General features: G+C 46.3%; 13 protein-coding genes. 11 read left to right on the forward strand and 2 right to left on the reverse strand.

Annotation, left to right across the window (positions count from 1 at the left end; genetic code table 11):
* Nucleotides 1–12 precede the first annotated feature (12 nt).
* Both JC525_RS07430 and JC525_RS07435 read right to left on the reverse strand, forming a co-directional pair.
* Nucleotides 13–1,305, reverse strand: coding sequence for a mechanosensitive ion channel family protein (locus JC525_RS07430; RefSeq protein WP_198815249.1), 1,293 nt, complete (start codon nt 1,303–1,305; stop codon nt 13–15).
* A gap of 145 nt (nt 1,306–1,450) precedes the next feature.
* Nucleotides 1,451–2,077 carry a CPBP family intramembrane glutamic endopeptidase gene (locus JC525_RS07435; RefSeq protein ID WP_198815250.1) on the reverse strand — a complete coding sequence of 209 codons (627 nt, stop codon included), beginning with the start codon at nt 2,075–2,077 and terminating at the stop codon, nt 1,451–1,453.
* Nucleotides 2,078–2,474: 397 nt separating this feature from the next.
* On the opposite strand from JC525_RS07435, the gene JC525_RS07440 reads away from it, so the two are divergent.
* From JC525_RS07440 to JC525_RS07490, 11 genes are all read left to right on the forward strand, one after another.
* Complete coding sequence (locus JC525_RS07440; RefSeq protein ID WP_198815251.1) at nt 2,475–3,308, forward strand: MurR/RpiR family transcriptional regulator; 834 nt, start codon at nt 2,475–2,477, stop codon at nt 3,306–3,308.
* A 160-nt stretch (nt 3,309–3,468) separates the two neighbouring features.
* Nucleotides 3,469–4,032 (forward strand): DUF924 family protein, encoded by a 564-nt coding sequence (locus JC525_RS07445; RefSeq protein WP_198815252.1) that lies wholly within the window; start codon nt 3,469–3,471, stop codon nt 4,030–4,032.
* A gap of 192 nt (nt 4,033–4,224) precedes the next feature.
* Nucleotides 4,225–5,484, forward strand: a complete 1,260-nt coding sequence (locus JC525_RS07450) for an amidase (protein WP_198815253.1) — start codon at nt 4,225–4,227, stop codon at nt 5,482–5,484.
* 117 nt (nt 5,485–5,601) lie between these two features.
* Nucleotides 5,602–7,179, forward strand: coding sequence for a gamma-glutamyltransferase family protein (locus tag JC525_RS07455; RefSeq protein WP_198815254.1), 1,578 nt, complete (start codon nt 5,602–5,604; stop codon nt 7,177–7,179).
* Nucleotides 7,180–7,249: 70 nt separating this feature from the next.
* Nucleotides 7,250–8,068: a sulfite exporter TauE/SafE family protein gene (locus tag JC525_RS07460; protein ID WP_198815255.1), complete on the forward strand. Its 819-nt coding sequence runs from the start codon at nt 7,250–7,252 to the stop codon at nt 8,066–8,068.
* A gap of 10 nt (nt 8,069–8,078) precedes the next feature.
* Nucleotides 8,079–9,359, forward strand: coding sequence for a pyridoxal-phosphate-dependent aminotransferase family protein (locus JC525_RS07465; RefSeq protein ID WP_198815256.1), 1,281 nt, complete (start codon nt 8,079–8,081; stop codon nt 9,357–9,359).
* A complete protein-coding gene (locus JC525_RS07470) occupies nt 9,352–10,587 on the forward strand; it encodes an allantoate amidohydrolase (RefSeq protein ID WP_198815257.1) in 1,236 nt (411 codons plus the stop codon). Before JC525_RS07465 ends, JC525_RS07470 begins: the two co-directional genes overlap by 8 nt.
* Before the next feature lie 137 nt (nt 10,588–10,724).
* Entirely contained in the window at nt 10,725–11,090 is a 366-nt protein-coding gene (locus JC525_RS07475) for an AraC family ligand binding domain-containing protein (protein WP_159494636.1), read from the forward strand.
* A gap of 297 nt (nt 11,091–11,387) precedes the next feature.
* Nucleotides 11,388–12,941: a uracil-xanthine permease family protein gene (locus JC525_RS07480; protein ID WP_198815258.1), complete on the forward strand. Its 1,554-nt coding sequence runs from the start codon at nt 11,388–11,390 to the stop codon at nt 12,939–12,941.
* Between the two features lie 244 nt (nt 12,942–13,185).
* Complete coding sequence (locus JC525_RS07485; protein WP_198815259.1) at nt 13,186–15,603, forward strand: TonB-dependent siderophore receptor; 2,418 nt, start codon at nt 13,186–13,188, stop codon at nt 15,601–15,603.
* 146 nt (nt 15,604–15,749) lie between these two features.
* Nucleotides 15,750–16,868, forward strand: a complete 1,119-nt coding sequence (locus JC525_RS07490) for a purine nucleoside permease (protein ID WP_198815260.1) — start codon at nt 15,750–15,752, stop codon at nt 16,866–16,868.
* The last annotated feature ends 17 nt before the right edge of the window (nt 16,869–16,885 follow it).

The following is a 16,885-nucleotide window of genomic DNA, read 5'->3' on the forward strand; positions in this document are numbered from 1 at the left end:
CGGCTTGTTTGGCTAAAGAATATTCTCCCCTGCCTCAGGATCTCTTGATTTTCGTGCCTGCTCTCTTATTTCGTGCGCGTCAGAGGTTACGTCGTCTTCCCCCTGCTGAGCCTTAACCAAATTTTTAGCAGCACTTGACGCTGCGTGCTGCGTATCTTTGCTCTTGTTGTGAGCATCGGCGTTAACTGCGTTTACCGCAACGGCATCTTCTGCCTTATCGTCAATGTTCTCGTCTTTGTGCCCGTCTCCGCTATTGCCTTTCCGCTTTTCAATCTCGTCATTCGGCTGGCCGTAAGTATCATTCTGTGATGAGAATTGAGACGCTGGCTTTTCTTTTCTCTCATATTTTTCGTTAATGCCTTCGATTTTTGCAGTGTTCACCCCTTTTACGGTAAGGCCCTGAGGGAAAATAATTTCACGCGCATCGTCAGGCATACTAATGCCCGCATCCAGAAAGGCTAGCGTAATATTACGCATTAACACCGATGACATTTTAACCACACTGGTTTTCTCTACATCCACCCAAAAGTAAACTTTTAAATTGTAAGTAGATGAGCCAAGCTCATCGATAAGTATTTGTGGTTCGGGGTCGCGTAGTACGTTTTCTTGCCCCATCGTGATTTGACGTGCCATTTGTTGCGCATGCTGGATGTCTGCATCATAGCCGACACCCACAATAAATTGCCCCCGCATTAGCGGGTTAGCGGTAAGATTTTTGATAACGCCTTTGTAAATAGTGGCGTTAGGAATTTGAATATGATTCCCATCGAAATCTACCAGCGTTGTGGCTCTGGCAGTAACCTTTTGAACAATGCCGGTAAAGTCATTAACCTGAACAATATCGCCAATTTTGAAGGGGCGTTGAATAGTAAGCAACAAGCTAGAAATAAAGTTTTCGGCAATATCTCTAAACGCAAACCCGAGTATAAGGCCAACAACGCCCGTTCCACTTACCACTGCAATCGCAAACCCTGTTAGCCCTGCTAAAAACAAAAACAAATAAATGCCAAGCAAAATGAGTACTAAACTTATACTTCGCTGAATAACTGACCGCAACAGCGGTGACGTCGTGGTTCGGGTAAGCGGCTTTACCAGAACCTTTGCAACATAAGGTGCCAGCAATATAAACACCAGCATGACTACCACACCAAGGGCTAACCCGGGCAAACGATAGACAAAGTTACTCCAGAGCTCTGACAGTAAAGATTGGGCGTTAGATAAACTGGTTACCCCACCGCCTTCATCACTTTGCAAAAACGTAGCGAAAGGCGAAAGCCACTGAATTGATAATAGCGTTGATAACATAACCTAGTTCCTTGGTACGATGTTGTTGCATTCGCATGTTGTTGCGGCTTCAAATAACCCTAGGCGGACACCGCTTAGCCTGACTATCAAAGCGATATGCGAACAGGAATTCCCAGCGCAAATGCACAAGCGTTTATAAAACGTTTTACGCCGCTACGACGAGATAAGATCCCAACCCTATTGTGAAAAGAAAACTTCCCCAGATAGCATGCTCAATCACCACCACTGGCGTAGAATTGGTATGCATGTAGCGATAGCCAAAAATAGCGCCGCCAATCCAAGACACCACCACTGCAACCCAGTTTCCATAAACCAAGTGTGCTAAGCCAAATAGAAAAGTACTTAATGCCCAGCGTGCATACTTAGAGGGTAAGATGCGCTTATAGCGATGGAAAAAGTAAGTGCGAAAAATAATTTCTTGGGGAATAACCGATACTATCGGGTAAATAAGCAGCGTGGCCACCCACATCCAGGGTTGGTTCAGGGGCCAATGTAAAAAGAGTTCTGGCTTTAAAAAATAGACCACCAGCGCAAGCAGGCTAGCCCAAGGTAAAAACAGCCTAAGCGTGCTTTTCAAATGAATTTTATAGTCGTCCCAATGCCATAACTTAATGCGCTTAAATTGTTTGTCTGCTAACAAGATAGCCAAACAGCAAAGCCCCATTATGCCCAAAATTGGCATGAGGTAGTCCGCGAAATGTTTAATCCAGTACAGCACGGCAAAGGGCAGCGCTACAAATAGCAAGATCAATTCTGACCACAGCTTTGCCACAACTCCCCCCCTTCTAAAAACGCTAGCCGTTCGCCCCCTGTTAATCTATTAACAGGCAAGTGCAGAACAACAAATTGATTACCAACTGATGACAGTTTTATGAATATTCTGTCTGTGCTATGAAATTGTAGTGCCAAAATGGCAGGTAAAGTGAATTAATTGATTGCAACTTTAGCCTATATACCAGAGCTGATAAGTAAGCCTCTAATTTCATTAAATTTTCGATTACGCACAGCGTTAAATAGTAGCTAAGAGAAGGCTGGTAAGGTTGGAAAAAACACTGTTCGCTGAATTTAAATCTGATAATTAGAGGTAGCAGGAGCCGCAAACTCAGTTAGTGTTTGTATAACGCACAAAAGTCGTGAAATAATTGCACAAGATGTATAAGGCGAAACTAATGACAAAAAACAGCCCTAGCGACGTTTTAGAACAAATTGAAAAACACTACGCCTCTCTCTCTCCTTCAGGCCAGTCTATTGCGCATTATATTCAGCAAAACCCTATTGCCGTGCTTAGCCAATCCATATCACTTATTGCTGAAAAAACAGGTACATCGAAGGCAACGGTAAGTCGGTTTTTTCGTCAGTTAGGTTTCGATTCTCACCAGCAGGCAAAAGACGCACTGGTGCAGCTAAGGGAGCAAGGCGTTCCCGTAGTTAGCCCTTCAAGTGGCGTATTGCAGCACGAAAGCGACAGCAAAAATCTGGCGAGCACGTTTGAAGGCACGTCACCTGCTGCGTTAAACGAGATAGCAGAAATACTTGCCACGGCTCAACAAGTCACATTAATAGGGTTTCGAAACGCCTATCCTATTGCTCTTCATTTCAGACAACAGCTAAAACAAATTCGTACTTCGGTTCGCGTGTTGCCTCAGCCTGGTCAAACGTTGAGTGAAGATATTATCGACTTAACTGAAAATGACGTTGTGGTTTTATTTGGGTTTCGCCGTAGGACGCGCCAGTTTAAATATGTTCTAAATAGTATTAAACATTGCAAAACGGTACTTATTACCGACCCAACGGGGCAAGGCTACCGGCAAGATGTTGATCACCTGCTGATAACCCATATTGGCGGAGACTCACCCTTTGACAGCTACGCGGCGCCCATGAGCCTTGTGGCCTCGCTGTGTAACTTAACTTACGAAGTATTAGGTAGTGAAGCTGCAAACCGAGTGGATGCCATTACCGACATTTATATCCAGATGGATGAATTAGAAAATCCTAAACGCTGACGCTTCCATTCGTACACTTTTTGAGCAATACTATCCGAACACTAAATTCCTTAGCAGGTATTCTTTACTTTTCAAGAAAAAAGGAACTTTCTAGCTAAAAATTAGGTATAAGTGAAATTAACGTTAATTTTGCTGCTTTGGACGTGTTGTTGGAGTAGATATGGATAAAACACAAGTGATCATGGAAGAAGCTAACGGTGTGTTAGATTTTTGGTTCGGAGAACTTTCGCCCGAACAATGGTTTAAAGAAGATACTGCGGTTGATAAAACCATTACGTCTCGGTTTTCTACATTGCGTTTAGCAGCGTTAAAGGGCGAGCTTTGGCCTTGGCGTGCAACCCCCACCGGTCGTCTTGCAGAAATCCTCCTTCTTGACCAGTTTTCCAGAAACATATTTCGCGGCCATGCCGATGCTTACAGCGCTGACACGATTGCCTTGGTATTGGCCCAAGAAGCGGTAAGCGTTGAAGCCGATAAAGTGCTTACCCCACAGCAGCGTACATTCCTTTACATGCCTTTTATGCATAGTGAATCCCTCGCTATTCACGATGTGGCGCTAGAATTGTTTTCTCAAGAAGGTCTTGAAGAAGCGTTCCTATTCGAGCAGCAACACCAAAATATAATAGAACGGTTTGGTCGATATCCCCACCGAAACGAAGTGTTAGGTCGTACATCAACACCGGAAGAAATCGCCTTTCTAAAGAGCGCGCCTAACGGTTTTTGAGGTTTAATCACCGCCTCAACAGCACTTTTTTCTTGTTCGCCATCTATCTCGTCTGCTCTTTTTCCTATTTATCGTATTTTATCCCAGGTGCTTGCAGAGCAAAGTAACGAACGTTTCCCCTTGACTTTTTTATGAAACATATGTTTCATAGAGTGAAGAATAAAATTCAAAACATGATAATAAGAAAGCGCTGTGAGCTCACCCTTTGTAATAAAGCCCTGCGACAAGCAATATGAGCAGGCAATTAAATCATTAGAAAACTCGTTGTTTAAGAGCAGCGGTAATGCCAAAGACGTTGCCACAGACGACGCATTACTTAATGGGCTCGGCTTAGCGGTAAAAGACTTGTTTCATGTAAAAGGGTTGCCCACGGCAGCTGGCAACCCAGACTGGGAAGCCACTCATGCGGTACCAGAAACTACGAATTGTTGTGTAGCTCGCCTGCTTAATGCTGGCGCCAAGTTCAAAGGTAAAACCATTACCGACGAGCTAGCCTACAGTTTACATGGTCAGAACAAGCATTATTCTAAGCTGGTAAACCCCGTTGCACCGGGCCATATTCCTGGCGGTTCTTCGTCAGGCTCAGCTGTGGCGGTTAGCGCTCACCTAGCAGACATTGGACTTGGAACAGACACGGGCGGCTCCATTCGCGTTCCATCAAGTTACCAAGGTCTATGGGGGCTTAGAACTACTCATGGGCTCATACCTTGCGACAATATGGTCGCGCTTGCACCCTCATTCGACACAATCGGATGGATGACAAGAGATCTTGATACACTGCAACAGGTCGCTGACGTATGCATAGCCGGTGCGTCTGCAACTGGTGCTTCTATAGATAACGAAAAGCAGACAGCAATTGGTGATGACCCCTGTTTTGGGGTAGCTACTCATTTATTTGAGAACTCGGCACATGAGGCACTGTGTAAAACATGGTTACGTAAGCTTGCAGAAAACAATCAGCACGTGGCGATATCTGCCGATCAGTTAGATCTTCAATTATTACAAACCGCTGCGACTTTTCGCACATTACAAGGTGCTGAAATTTGGCAGCAACACGGCGAATGGATTGAGACAACTCAACCCGATATCGCCGACGATATTATGTTGCGCTTGAGTTGGTGTAAAACCATAACACCACAGGATGTACAACAAGCCAAAGCGCAGCAACAAGTGTTGATTAACCAGCTAAATATGCTCTTCGAGCATATAGATGTATTGGTAATTCCCACAACACCAGGCGTTGCACCTCGATGCGACGCCGATGAAATAACATTGGCAAATGATAGGAACGCGCTTCTTGCGCTTACCGCAATAGCGGGGCTTGCTGGGTTACCTCAGCTACATATGCCTTTATTCACCCTACATAACGCTCCATGCGGTTTATCGCTTGTGGGCAAAAAAGGCAACGATCTTGCACTTCTCGCGTTAGCAAAAAAGCTAACCACTGGCTAAACGTGTATCGCACACGCTTAATGGGCTTTCTCGCTAATTTAGAAAGCAAAAAGAAGAATGTTATGCAGTGTTTATAACAAGTTGACTGCCGTTGCTAAATTTTCAAAGGATATAACAATGAGTGAAAAACCAAACATCGCGTTTACCGCCCCACACTATGCCGCATCTCAAGTCGGATTAAATATATTAGAAAAAGGCGGTACAGCAATTGAAGCAATGGTAGCGGCCGCGGCCTCTATAGCCGTTGAATATCCACATATGAATGGCATGGGTGGCGATGGTTTTTGGCTTATCAGCGAACCAGGCAAGCCCCCCGTTGGCATTGATGCGTCAGGCGTTGCTGCGAAAGGTGCAACCCCTTCGTTTTACGAGGGTCTAGATGCAATTCCAAGCAGAGGCGGTAAGTCTGCGCTTACTATGGCCGGTGCAGTAGCCGGCTGGAAAAAAGCCCTTGAGATAAGCCACGAATGGCAAAGTGGAATGCCGTTGAGCACATTGTTTGATACCGCTATAAGCCAAGCCAATTGGGGAATAGAAGTCACGCAGAGCTTGGTTGATGCAAGTAACAAAACGTTCGATGAGTTAAGTCTTGATGAAAATTTTGCGCAGTTTTTGATAAAAGGCAAAGCCCTTAAAAAAGGGAAGATACTTAAGCTCACTAAACTTTCTGAAACCTTAGCGCATTTAGCCGAAAAGGGCTTAGATGATTTTTATCACGGTGAACTTGCAGCACAACTTGCTGAAGACTTAGAAGCCGCTGGCTCCCCTATTCGCCTTGAAGACTTTAAAGATTACGAAGCAAAAATTGTTGAACCTTTATCGGTATCGACCAGCAAGGGTAAGCTGTATAACTTGCCAGCGCCTACCCAGGGTGTGGCTTCATTAATTATTTTAGCGCTCTACGACAAAGTTCAGCATCTTGGCAGTACCGATGCCGATATGGTGCATTTACTCATTGAGTGTACCAAGCAAGCGTTTATTGCGCGTAACGCAAATGTGACTGACCCATCGCGTACGCCTGTAAGTTTACAAAGCCTATTGAGTGACGATGCGCTAGAGGAAATGGCGAAGCGCATTTCTTTAGATAAAGCCTTGCCATGGCCCCATGAAGCAAAACACGGCGATACGATATGGATGGGGTGCTGTGATTCACAAGGGCGGATGGTAAGCTACATTCAGTCGCTTTATTGGGAGTTTGGATCAGGCGTGGTCAGCCCGCAAACCGGCATTGTATGGAACAACCGCGGCACCTCTTTCTCACTTGATCCTTCTAGTAATCAGTACCTAGCGCCGGGGTTAAAACCGTTTCATACATTGAACCCGGCATTCGCTGAGCTCATTGATGGTCGCCGAATGAGTTACGGCACTATGGGTGGTGAAGGACAGCCGCAAACTCAAGCCGCCTTGTTTGCTCGCCACATCTATCATGGGCAGCCTATCGCCAAGGCGATTTCATTGGGCCGTTGGCTGCTTGGCAGAACTTGGGGCGATCAAAGTCACAACTTAAAAGCAGAAAGAGACCTTGTTGAATACGTAGGTGAAAGCCTGGTCGCTCGTGGCCATGACATGGTGACGGTAGATCCATGCAACGAGCTAATGGGTCACGCGGGCGCGATTATTCGCGACACTGAAGGCACGGTGACCGGCGCCAGCGACCCACGTAGCGACGGTAAAGCTTATTTAGGACATCGCTAGCACAGCTTACTTTTGTCCATGAGCTTAGGTAAGAAATATCAATTAATCATTTAATCGAGTAATAAATTTCATGCAGTTTTTAATGGATAACCTTACGGTTATATTGTCTTTAATAGGCACTGGCGTATTTGCAGGTTTGTTAGCGGGTATGCTCGGTGTAGGTGGCGGCATAGTTATTGTGCCGGTGCTGTTCTTTTTGTTCCAAGCTTTGGGAGTATCCCCAGAAAGCGCAATGGTTATAGCAACGGCGACTTCGCTGGCAACGATTGTGCCTACCTCAGTAAGCTCTATTCGCGCTCACCACGCTAAAGGCAACGTAGATTTCGGATTACTTAAGGCATGGGCCGTATTCATACTTATCGGCGTACTGGCGGGAAGTTATTTAGTAACCGTCGTTAACCCTAGGTTTCTCACTTTACTGTTTGGCGTAATTGCAACGCTTTCCGCTATCAACATGCTTATTGGGAAAAAAGACGCGTTGTTTAAGGGCCTTCCCGGACGCGTCGGGCAATCAATTATGGGCGGCTGCATTGGCCTGTTCAGCGCTATGGTAGGTATTGGCGGTGGAACACTTACTGTTCCTACTCTGACTTTTTGTAACTATCCCGCTCACAAAGCAGTGGGTACAGCCGCGGCAGTAGGCTTAATTATCTCCCTTCCTGCGGCGTTAACCTTACTTTTTGTGGGTGCAACTCCTGCAGATGCGCCATATGCCACCTTCGGTTACGTAAACTTGTTGGGTTTCGCCTGTATTGTGCCACTAACCGTGCTGTTTGCGCCGGTAGGCGCAAGCATTGCCAACAAGCTGGATGCGGGGCTACTTAAAAAAATCTTCGCCGTCGTTTTAATCATTACTGGCTTGCGCATGTTAGCGCAAGTGCTTATCTAGGAGTGCTCTAATGTCTAACGAAATGGCTAAAAGAACATCTTACGGCGCTTTGGCACCACTATCTCCGCCTCCGCGTTTACTCATGGGCCCAGGCCCCATCAACTGCTACCCACGCGTTTTAAGCGCTATGTCTACGCAACTCGTGGGGCAATACGACCCGGTAATGACCGGCTACATGAATGAAGTCATGCAGCTTTACCGCGATGTTTTTAACACCAAAAATCAGCAAACCTTTTTGGTTGACGGCACGTCGCGCGCTGGCATTGAAGCCGTATTGGTGTCAGCTATAGAGCCGGGCGATAAAGTTCTCGTGCCTATTTTCGGACGCTTCGGGCATTTGCTTGCTGAAATTGCCGAGCGCGCCGATGCAGAAGTGCACACCATAGAAGTGCCGTGGGGCGAAGTATTCACGCCTGAGCAAATTGAAGCCGCGGTAAAAGAAGTGAAACCGAAGCTCTTGGCTATTGTTCAAGGTGATACGTCTACGACCATGCTTCAACCTTTGGCCGAAATTGGCGCTATTTGTGAGGCGCATAACGTTTTGTTCTATTGCGATGCCACAGCTTCTATAGGCGGCAACCCGCTTGATGTCGACGCATGGAAATTAGACGCCGTCTCCGTTGGTCTGCAAAAGTGCTTAGGCGGCCCATCAGGTAGTGCACCTCTTACGCTTAGCGATAAGTTCGTGAAAACCGTGCGTACTCGTCATCACGTTGAAGCCGGGATTCGCGACGCGCATCACGAATCAGCCCGCGGGCCGAAAATTCGTTCAAACTATTTTGATTTGCCCATGATCATGGATTATTGGGGTGAAGAGCGGTTAAACCACCACACCGAAGCAGCCAGTATGCTGTATTGCGCCCGCGAGTGCGCTCGCCTACATCTTGAAGAGGGCCAGCAAAACGTGATTGCCCGACACAAGGTCGCTGGCGATGCCATGCTAGCCGGTGTTCAGGCTATGGGGCTTAAACCTTTTGGCGATTTGAAGCACAAAATGTACAACGTAGTGGGCGTATATATTCCAGACGAGGTACAGGGTGAAGAGGTACGCGAAACCCTCCTATTGCGTTTCAACATTGAAATAGGCACCAGCTTTGGCCCTTTAAAAGGCAAAATCTGGCGTATTGGTACCATGGGCTACAACGCCCGAGAAGATGCCGTGCTGCACACGCTTCAATCTCTTGAAACCGTGCTGCGCATGCAAGGATTCAAGGCGCCAGCAGGCAAAGGAGTAGATGCAGCACTGGCCGTATATGCAGATGCCAAGTTTGCAGGAGTGACGAATGGGTGAATTTGCTGAATTAGCAATTCAGGTTATGGCAAGGTGCGAAACACTAGGCACCTTAAGCCAAAACCCTTCCTGTCTAGACAGGCGCTATCTCACCGAACAACATCGACTTGCCAATCAACTGACCTCGGGCTGGATGATTGAAGCTGGCATGACAACGTGGCAAGACGCAGTAGGTAATATTTGGGGGCGCTACACTTCAAGCGTACCAAACGCTCCTCGGCTGATATTAGGTAGCCATTTAGATACCGTGCCCAACGGCGGTAAATACGACGGAATGCTCGGTGTTGTTGCAGCTATTTCGCTGGTCGCCATGTTCGATGGCACACAAACCAAGTTTCCTTTTCACATCGATATTGTGGGCTTTTGTGATGAAGAAGGTACACGATTTGGCACCACGCTTTTAGGTAGTCGAGCACTAACCGGAAAATGGGAAGACCAGTGGCGCTTTTTGAAAGATGAAAACGGAATAAGCCTTGAACAAGCCATGGCGAACTTTGGTTTGAACTTCGACGCGGTAAACAGTGCCGCTATCGCTCGTACTGATATCTTAGGCTACCTGGAGTTACACATAGAACAAGGCCCTGTTTTAGAGCAAGAAAACTTGCCCGTGGGCGTAGTCAGTGCAATTGCAGGTGCACAACGTTTTAATTTCACTGTTGAGGGCATGGCCGGCCACGCAGGCACAGTGCCAATGTCGATGCGAAAAGACGCCCTTTGTGCCAGTGCAGAAATGTTATTAGCGGTTGAAAAAATCAGCCTGCAACGCCCTGGCGTAGTGGCGACAGTAGGTAAACTTGAAAACGCCCCCAACGGCGTAAATGTTATTTCAGGTCGCACCCGCTTTTCGTTAGATATTCGCAGTGAAGACGATAATCTACGAGATTCTGTATTGGCAGAAATATTGCAAAAGTTTGATGAGATTGCGCAAAGAAGACAGTTAACGCTTAGTCGTGAACAGACCCACAGCGCGCCGGCGGTTCACTGCGATGAATATCTCAAACAAGCGCTTGTGCGTGGTGTTCAGGAAAGTCAAATTTCTCCTCGGGTACTTGCATCAGGTGCGGGGCACGACGCGATGGCGATGGCAGATATTTGTCCTGTCGCCATGCTGTTCACTCGCTGCAAAGGGGGCATTAGCCACCACCCGGCTGAGTCGATAACTCACGATGATGTGGCCGCTAGTTTATCTGTACTCTATAAGACCATTAGCACGTTACAACATGCTTAGCTGCAACATGGGTTGAGCAGCATTTTGTAAACTTGAAACAATGATTTGCCTCATCAAATGCATGGACTGTGTTTGTACAGGTGTGTGAGGTCTTCTTTTGCTCAATATTGAACCACTATAGTTTTAAAGGGTTAATAATGAAAATAACAAGGATTTACAACGATGAAGCAGGCAAAAGCCACTTTGGTGAAGTAGAAATTGCGCTTAAAGACGGAGGCCCTATTGGGATGCTTTCAGAGAAGTTTGGTGCAGATAAAATTATCTTTCGCGAAACGCCGGCAGACTATGACTTTAAATGGCATCCGGCCCCTGCTCGTCAACTGCTTTTTATTCTAAAAGGCCGAGCGGAATTTACTGTGTCAAATGGCGAACGCCACGTATTTGGCGCTGGCGACGTATTGTTACTAGAGGACACAGAGGGTGAAGGCCATTGTTCTCGCGCCATGTATAACGAAGTGCGCCATTCGATATTTGTTACCTTAGGTGAAGGCGTTACGCTGTGAACTCCTCATCGACACCAATGCGTGTCGACCAATAGGCTTTCTCGAAACGTTTCAAATAAATAGCATCTTCTAACTTGCTTGTTAGCTTATAGCGAAAGTGCGCCAGATTGGCGCATTTTTTTGTTTTAGCACCAAGATGGGGCTTCTCAATCAAGAGCGCTCTTTTACATTAACAAGCCAATCATTTAACTACAGTTAAATCATACAGTTAAAACGCCTTTGACATACAGACCACTTGGTCAGCATCTTGCAACATTCCCGTTTTATCCACCTTTCGCATGGAGAGAGGGAAGAAGCATGTCTTCCAGTAACAGCGAGTTAATATACAACTTACACGACAGCCCCGCTTTGCTGCCTTCTCTTACGGCCGCTTTTCAGCATTTATTAGCCAGTTTCGTTGGGGTTATTACGCCTACGCTCATTGTCACATCCTCGCTGGGTCTGACTGAACACACGCCCTATCTCATTAGTATGGCGCTGTTTGTAAGCGGCATTGGTACAGCCATTCAAACTAAACGAATTGGCCCGGTGGGCAGTGGTCTTGTGGCCATTCAAGGCACCAGCTTCGCATTTATCAGCGCATTAATTTTGGCCGGGAGTCAGGTTAAAGCAAATGGCGGAACCTCTGAGGACGTGCTAGCACTGCTATTTGGGCTTACGATGGCGGGCGCACTGGTAGAAATTGTATTTAGTCTTTTTGTAAACCGACTACAACGCATTATCACCCCCCTTACCACCGGCATTGTTATTACGGCAATAGGCCTAAGCTTAATTAACGTAGGAATGACAGACCTTGCGGGCGGGTTTAATGCTGAGGACTTTGCCAGTACCGACAATTTGATTGTAGGTCTGGGTGTCTTATTGATTATTGTATTTTTAAATGCATCGACGAATCACTGGCTTCGGTTAAGTGCTATTTTTATCGGCATGGCTTTAGGCGCAATTTATATCGCTTTCACCAAAGGGCTAGATTTTAACGGCTTATCTTCACTTTCTATTTTGGCCATTCCCACTCCGTTTGCCTTTGGCATCGCTTTTGACATCAATTTATTCCTTCCTATCGCGCTCATTTACTTGTTTAGCGCAATAGAAACGGCAGGCGATCTTACGGCAAACAGCCTTTTCTGTAAGCAGCCTGTAAGTGGCCCTGTGTATTTACGTCGAATCAAAGGCGGCATTTTGGGTGATGGCGTAAATTCTTTGCTTGCCGGTATGTTCAATACTTTTCCCAACACCACATTTGGGCAGAACAACGGCGTGATTCAACTCACTGGGATAGCCAGTCGTAAAGTCGGTTTTTTCGTAGCAGGGCTATTTGTGTTTATTGGCTGCTTTCCCATCGTCGGCGGCGTTTTACAAGCCATTCCAAAGCCGGTTTTGGGCGGCGCGACCCTCGTTATGTTTGCCATGGTAGCCGTAGGCGGATTAAAACTACTGGCTAACTATGCGCTTGACAGACGCAGTAGCCTGGTCACCGCCTGCGCTTTGGGCATGGCCATTGGCGTAATGATGGTGCCACAAGCGTTATCTGAACTACCCAATTGGCTTGAAAACATACTACTTTCTCCGGTTACGTCTGCGGGACTGACCGCTGTCATACTAGATTTAACCTTGCCCGGTAAAATTCCCCAAAAATCAGGAAAAGAATCGTCGTCTGAAAGCCAATTAAAAAATGTAAAACGCTCGAAAGCGATAAGCCAAGATAAACAAAGCTCGAACGCTTTCAGTACAGGTAATGCGGGCCTCGAGGTTAACAACAGCCGATCGGTTTCCAAACCTATTACAGCCATACTGGGCAATCACCATCGACAAGATGTCCCCTTTTCCCTTTATAGTGCAAAAACGCGATAAAAATCACCGTAAGAGTGCATAAATCGTCAAGCCCTTATTAGTTAACATAAAAATAACAATATAAGAACAATATTATATTTTTAAACCCATATAATTCAGCAACTTAAGAACAGGATAAAAGCTGACCAACTGGTTAAGTAGTTGGCATTTATCCTGCTAACCCTCTTGCATTACAGCAAGGCGCAACAGAAATGTCGCGTTGATAAAGCCCTAAAAAAGGGCAAATAAAAATAATGAGGAAACCATGAAAAACACTACATTCAAATTATCTCCTCTTGCAAAAGCCTTTGCGATGACCACGGCGGTCGCATTGTCATCTCAAGCATTTGCGCAAGAAGAGACAGAGGTTAAAGAAAAAGATGTCGAGAAAATCCAGGTAACTGGGTCGCTAGGCAGCTTACCAGGCCAAGACGTTGAGTCTGTATTCGGATTCGGTAAATCTATTCTAGAAACACCGCGTTCGGCCTCAACTATCTCGCAAGAGCAAATGGAGCGTTTCAACGTTTCTGATATCGATGAGCTAGTCGCGTTTGCACCAGGTACATTCACACAGTCTTTCTTCGGTGTAGCCGGCTCACTTGACGTACGTGGTACACCGGGTGAAACCTATTTTCGTGGTGTAAAACGCTTGGATAACCCGGGTAACTACCCTACCCCTATTGGCGCTTCAAGCCGCATTGATATCGTTCGAGGCCCGGCATCTCCTATTTATGGCCCATCTAAAATTGGCGGTTACCTAAACTTCAACCCCAAATCTGCTCGCGCATCTGGTGGGCAATATTTAGATGCCCCTACCGGTGCCCTTTCTTATACCACAGGTTCATGGGATAAAAGCATTCTAACCGCCGAAGTTGGCGGCCCAGCAAGCGTTGCTGGTAAAGAGATGGGCTATTACATTTATGGTGAGCTAGAGAACTCAGATAGCTACTACGATAATACGCAAACCGATCAAACGGTGCTTCAAGCCTCTTTCAACGTAGATATCACAGACAGCTTACGCTTTGAATTCGGCGGTATGTACCATGACTACGATGGCAACCAAGTAGCCGGCTGGAACCGCTTAACGCAAGAACTGGTAGATGACGGTACTTACATTACAGGTACAGCGCAACCGCTAGATACCGACGGCGATGGCCAAATTAGTCACGAAGAATACGGCGCAGTAAACATTGCCGGCGAAAGTTTCTTCTATGTACCGGCGTCAAGCTTTACAGATGATGAAGCTACTGCGCTCATGCAGCTACAAAACGTAGGTACTACAACGCTTAGCGGCAACCAAGTGCTTGTTGCACCTGATGACCAATTAGGCAACGAAGCTATTACACTTTATTTCGACACTATTTACTACACGGATAACTGGGAAATTCGCAACCAGCTTTTCTATGATGCATACGACAATATCAATGAAAATGCCTATGGATTCTCTCAGTTCCACGATAGTTGGGTGGTAGAAGACAAGCTTATTTTTGCCACAGAATATGAAAACGACGGCTTACTCGCTCAGTTCCAATTCTCGCCATCAGTACGTTACACGGATTTTGAGCACGGTGATGATTTTACTTATGAGTACTTTAACCGTCGCGACCTAACGATGCCATCTTCTGCGCTGGACCGTCGCCTATTGTCTACCCGTTCAGGCAAAAACTACGATAACTACGATGTGGGTAATTACCTAGATTTAGGTATCGCGGCAATGACCGATTTAACATGGGATTGGGGCTTAAACCTTGTTCTTGGTGTACGTTATGACACCATTGACATCGAAAGTACCTCACGCACTGATCTACTGCTCGGTGCAACGGGCGAGGAAACGCCCGTGTATGCTGAGGAAACCGTTGACGGTTGGTCGTGGAATGCGAGTATTTCATACGAGTTCGAATTTGGCCTAATTCCATATATCACTGCGGCTGAGCAAGCGACGCTAGTTGCAGGTCAAGGCGCTGAAATTGGAGTAGGACAGCTAGGTGACGGTAGCGCCTTTGACACATCTGAACTTATTGAGTTCGGTATTAAAGGTTCATTGTTAGAAGACACGTTATATTTCGCACTTTCTTCATTTGAACAGGAACGTACCGACTTTAACGCACAAAATACGGTTACTAACAACACCACTAACAATAAAGGTACCGAGTTTGAGCTTCGCTGGGTAGTGAACGACAACTTGGTTGTGTCGGCGGGTTATACCAATATCAAAGTTATTAACCTAACGGCGCTTGAAAACGGTAATCAGTTTGGATTCTTGGGTGCTGAAGACCTAGTTAACCTTGAAGACCCGTCTTTGATCTTTGGTGGTAATGTTATTGGTTTAAACCTAATCGGCGAAGGTTTCAATAACACGGATGGCCGAAAGGCAGGTATCCCTGAAAATATTTACACACTTACAGCTACATATGACTTCCAAAATGGCTATGCAGCTAACGTGAGTGTTGTCGATGTTGAAGAAGTGGCGTCAGGCTTCTCTGCTGCGGTTACTTTGCCTGCCTACACACTTGTAAATGCAGGCTTATCTTATCAAGCCGAAAACTGGGCATTAAACTTAACGGTTAAGAACTTGACGGATGAGCGTTATTTCCGTTCTAACTTCCCTGACCTGTTTGGTAGCCAAATTGTACTTCCTGAATTGCCGCGTCACTTTAACGCGAAATTCACGTACTCGTTCTAGGTAGTCAAAACTGAGAAGGTTGTCGTGTTATAGCATAGACGTTAGCGCGACAACCACTTACAGTTTGTCTCCTCACTTTTACTAGGGAGCCCAGCACACTGTCTGAAGGTCACTTCGGTGCTTGGCTCTTTTTTAGGATTTTCTCCATGCATATTTCTTTTCATAAACCTGTTAATTTCCTCAATCCTCTTATCATTTTTACCGCACTGCTTAGCTTTTCGCTTACCGCAGCGTCGACCGAGGTTAACGCTCCTGCCACACAACCGCTGAAAGTGAAGGTGGTCATCGTGAGTATGTTTGAAATTGGTGAGGACGAAGGCGATGCACCTGGTGAGTTTCAGCTATGGAAAACCAGGCAAGCGCTAGCTACGCGATATGCTGTCCCACACGGCTTCCATGATATCTACGCTAATAAAGAAACAGGTGTAATTGGGCTGGTGACAGGGATGGGAATTGCGCGGGCTTCTGCAGCCATTATGTCGTTAGGTTTAGATAAGCGGTTCGATCTTAGCCAAGCCTATTGGTTGGTGGCTGGTATTGCGGGCGTGGACCCTGCCGACAACACCATTGGGAGTGCTATTTGGACCGATTATGTTGTAGATGGTGATTTAGCCCATGAAATCGACGCACGAGAAATACCCGATAACTGGGAAACGGGATACTTCCCGTTGTTTACCCATGCTCCCTATGAAAACGCTGACGCTGTAGATTTAAACAATAGTCCTAATGGCGAAGTATACGCGCTTAATATTCCTCTCGCTAAATGGGCTTTCGCGCTTACAAAAGATACCAAGCTTTTAAACAACGAAGCAATGGACAGTTTAAGAGCAAAGTATACACATTCACCGCAAGCAAAGGCTTTACCAAGTGTTTCTATGGGCGCCCATTTATCTGCCTCTACGTTTTGGCACGGCGAGAAACTTAATGCATGGGCGAATGATTGGGTCGCCTATTGGACGAAAGGTAAAGGCAATTTCGTTACGTCAGGAATGGAAGATTCCGCCACGCTTCAAAGCTTAACTTATCTCGATAATGCAGGGCTTGTAGATAAAGAGCGGCTACTCATTTTACGTACTGCAAGCAATTTTACGATGCAGCCACCAGGTTTAAGCGCTGCTGAGAATCTCAAACGCGAAAGTTCAGGGGATGGCTATGCGGCGATGGGCGCAGCGATAGAAGCAGCATACCGGGTGGGCTCTCAAGTAACCGACTACATCGTTAAGCACTGGAATGAGGTACAACATTCAATACCTAAGGTGCAGTGAACGTATAAGCCGCTTAA

The sequence above is a fragment of the Alteromonas sp. IB21 genome (genome assembly GCF_016405965.1).
GTDB lineage: Bacteria > Pseudomonadota > Gammaproteobacteria > Enterobacterales > Alteromonadaceae > Alteromonas.

Bases quoted from the DNA above. Each gene is read 5' to 3' on its own strand.
- JC525_RS07430 (WP_198815249.1), bottom strand. From the start codon at position 1,305: ATGTTATCAACGCTATTATCAATTCAGTGGCTTTCGCCTTTCGCTACG.
- JC525_RS07440 (WP_198815251.1), top strand. From the start codon at position 2,475: ATGACAAAAAACAGCCCTAGCGACGTTTTAGAACAAATTGAAAAACAC.
- JC525_RS07445 (WP_198815252.1), top strand. From the start codon at position 3,469: ATGGATAAAACACAAGTGATCATGGAAGAAGCTAACGGTGTGTTAGAT.
- JC525_RS07455 (WP_198815254.1), top strand. From the start codon at position 5,602: ATGAGTGAAAAACCAAACATCGCGTTTACCGCCCCACACTATGCCGCA.
- JC525_RS07460 (WP_198815255.1), top strand. From the start codon at position 7,250: ATGCAGTTTTTAATGGATAACCTTACGGTTATATTGTCTTTAATAGGC.
- JC525_RS07465 (WP_198815256.1), top strand. From the start codon at position 8,079: ATGTCTAACGAAATGGCTAAAAGAACATCTTACGGCGCTTTGGCACCA.
- JC525_RS07470 (WP_198815257.1), top strand. From the start codon at position 9,352: ATGGGTGAATTTGCTGAATTAGCAATTCAGGTTATGGCAAGGTGCGAA.
- JC525_RS07475 (WP_159494636.1), top strand. From the start codon at position 10,725: ATGAAAATAACAAGGATTTACAACGATGAAGCAGGCAAAAGCCACTTT.
- JC525_RS07480 (WP_198815258.1), top strand. From the start codon at position 11,388: ATGTCTTCCAGTAACAGCGAGTTAATATACAACTTACACGACAGCCCC.
- JC525_RS07485 (WP_198815259.1), top strand. From the start codon at position 13,186: ATGAAAAACACTACATTCAAATTATCTCCTCTTGCAAAAGCCTTTGCG.
- JC525_RS07490 (WP_198815260.1), top strand. From the start codon at position 15,750: ATGCATATTTCTTTTCATAAACCTGTTAATTTCCTCAATCCTCTTATC.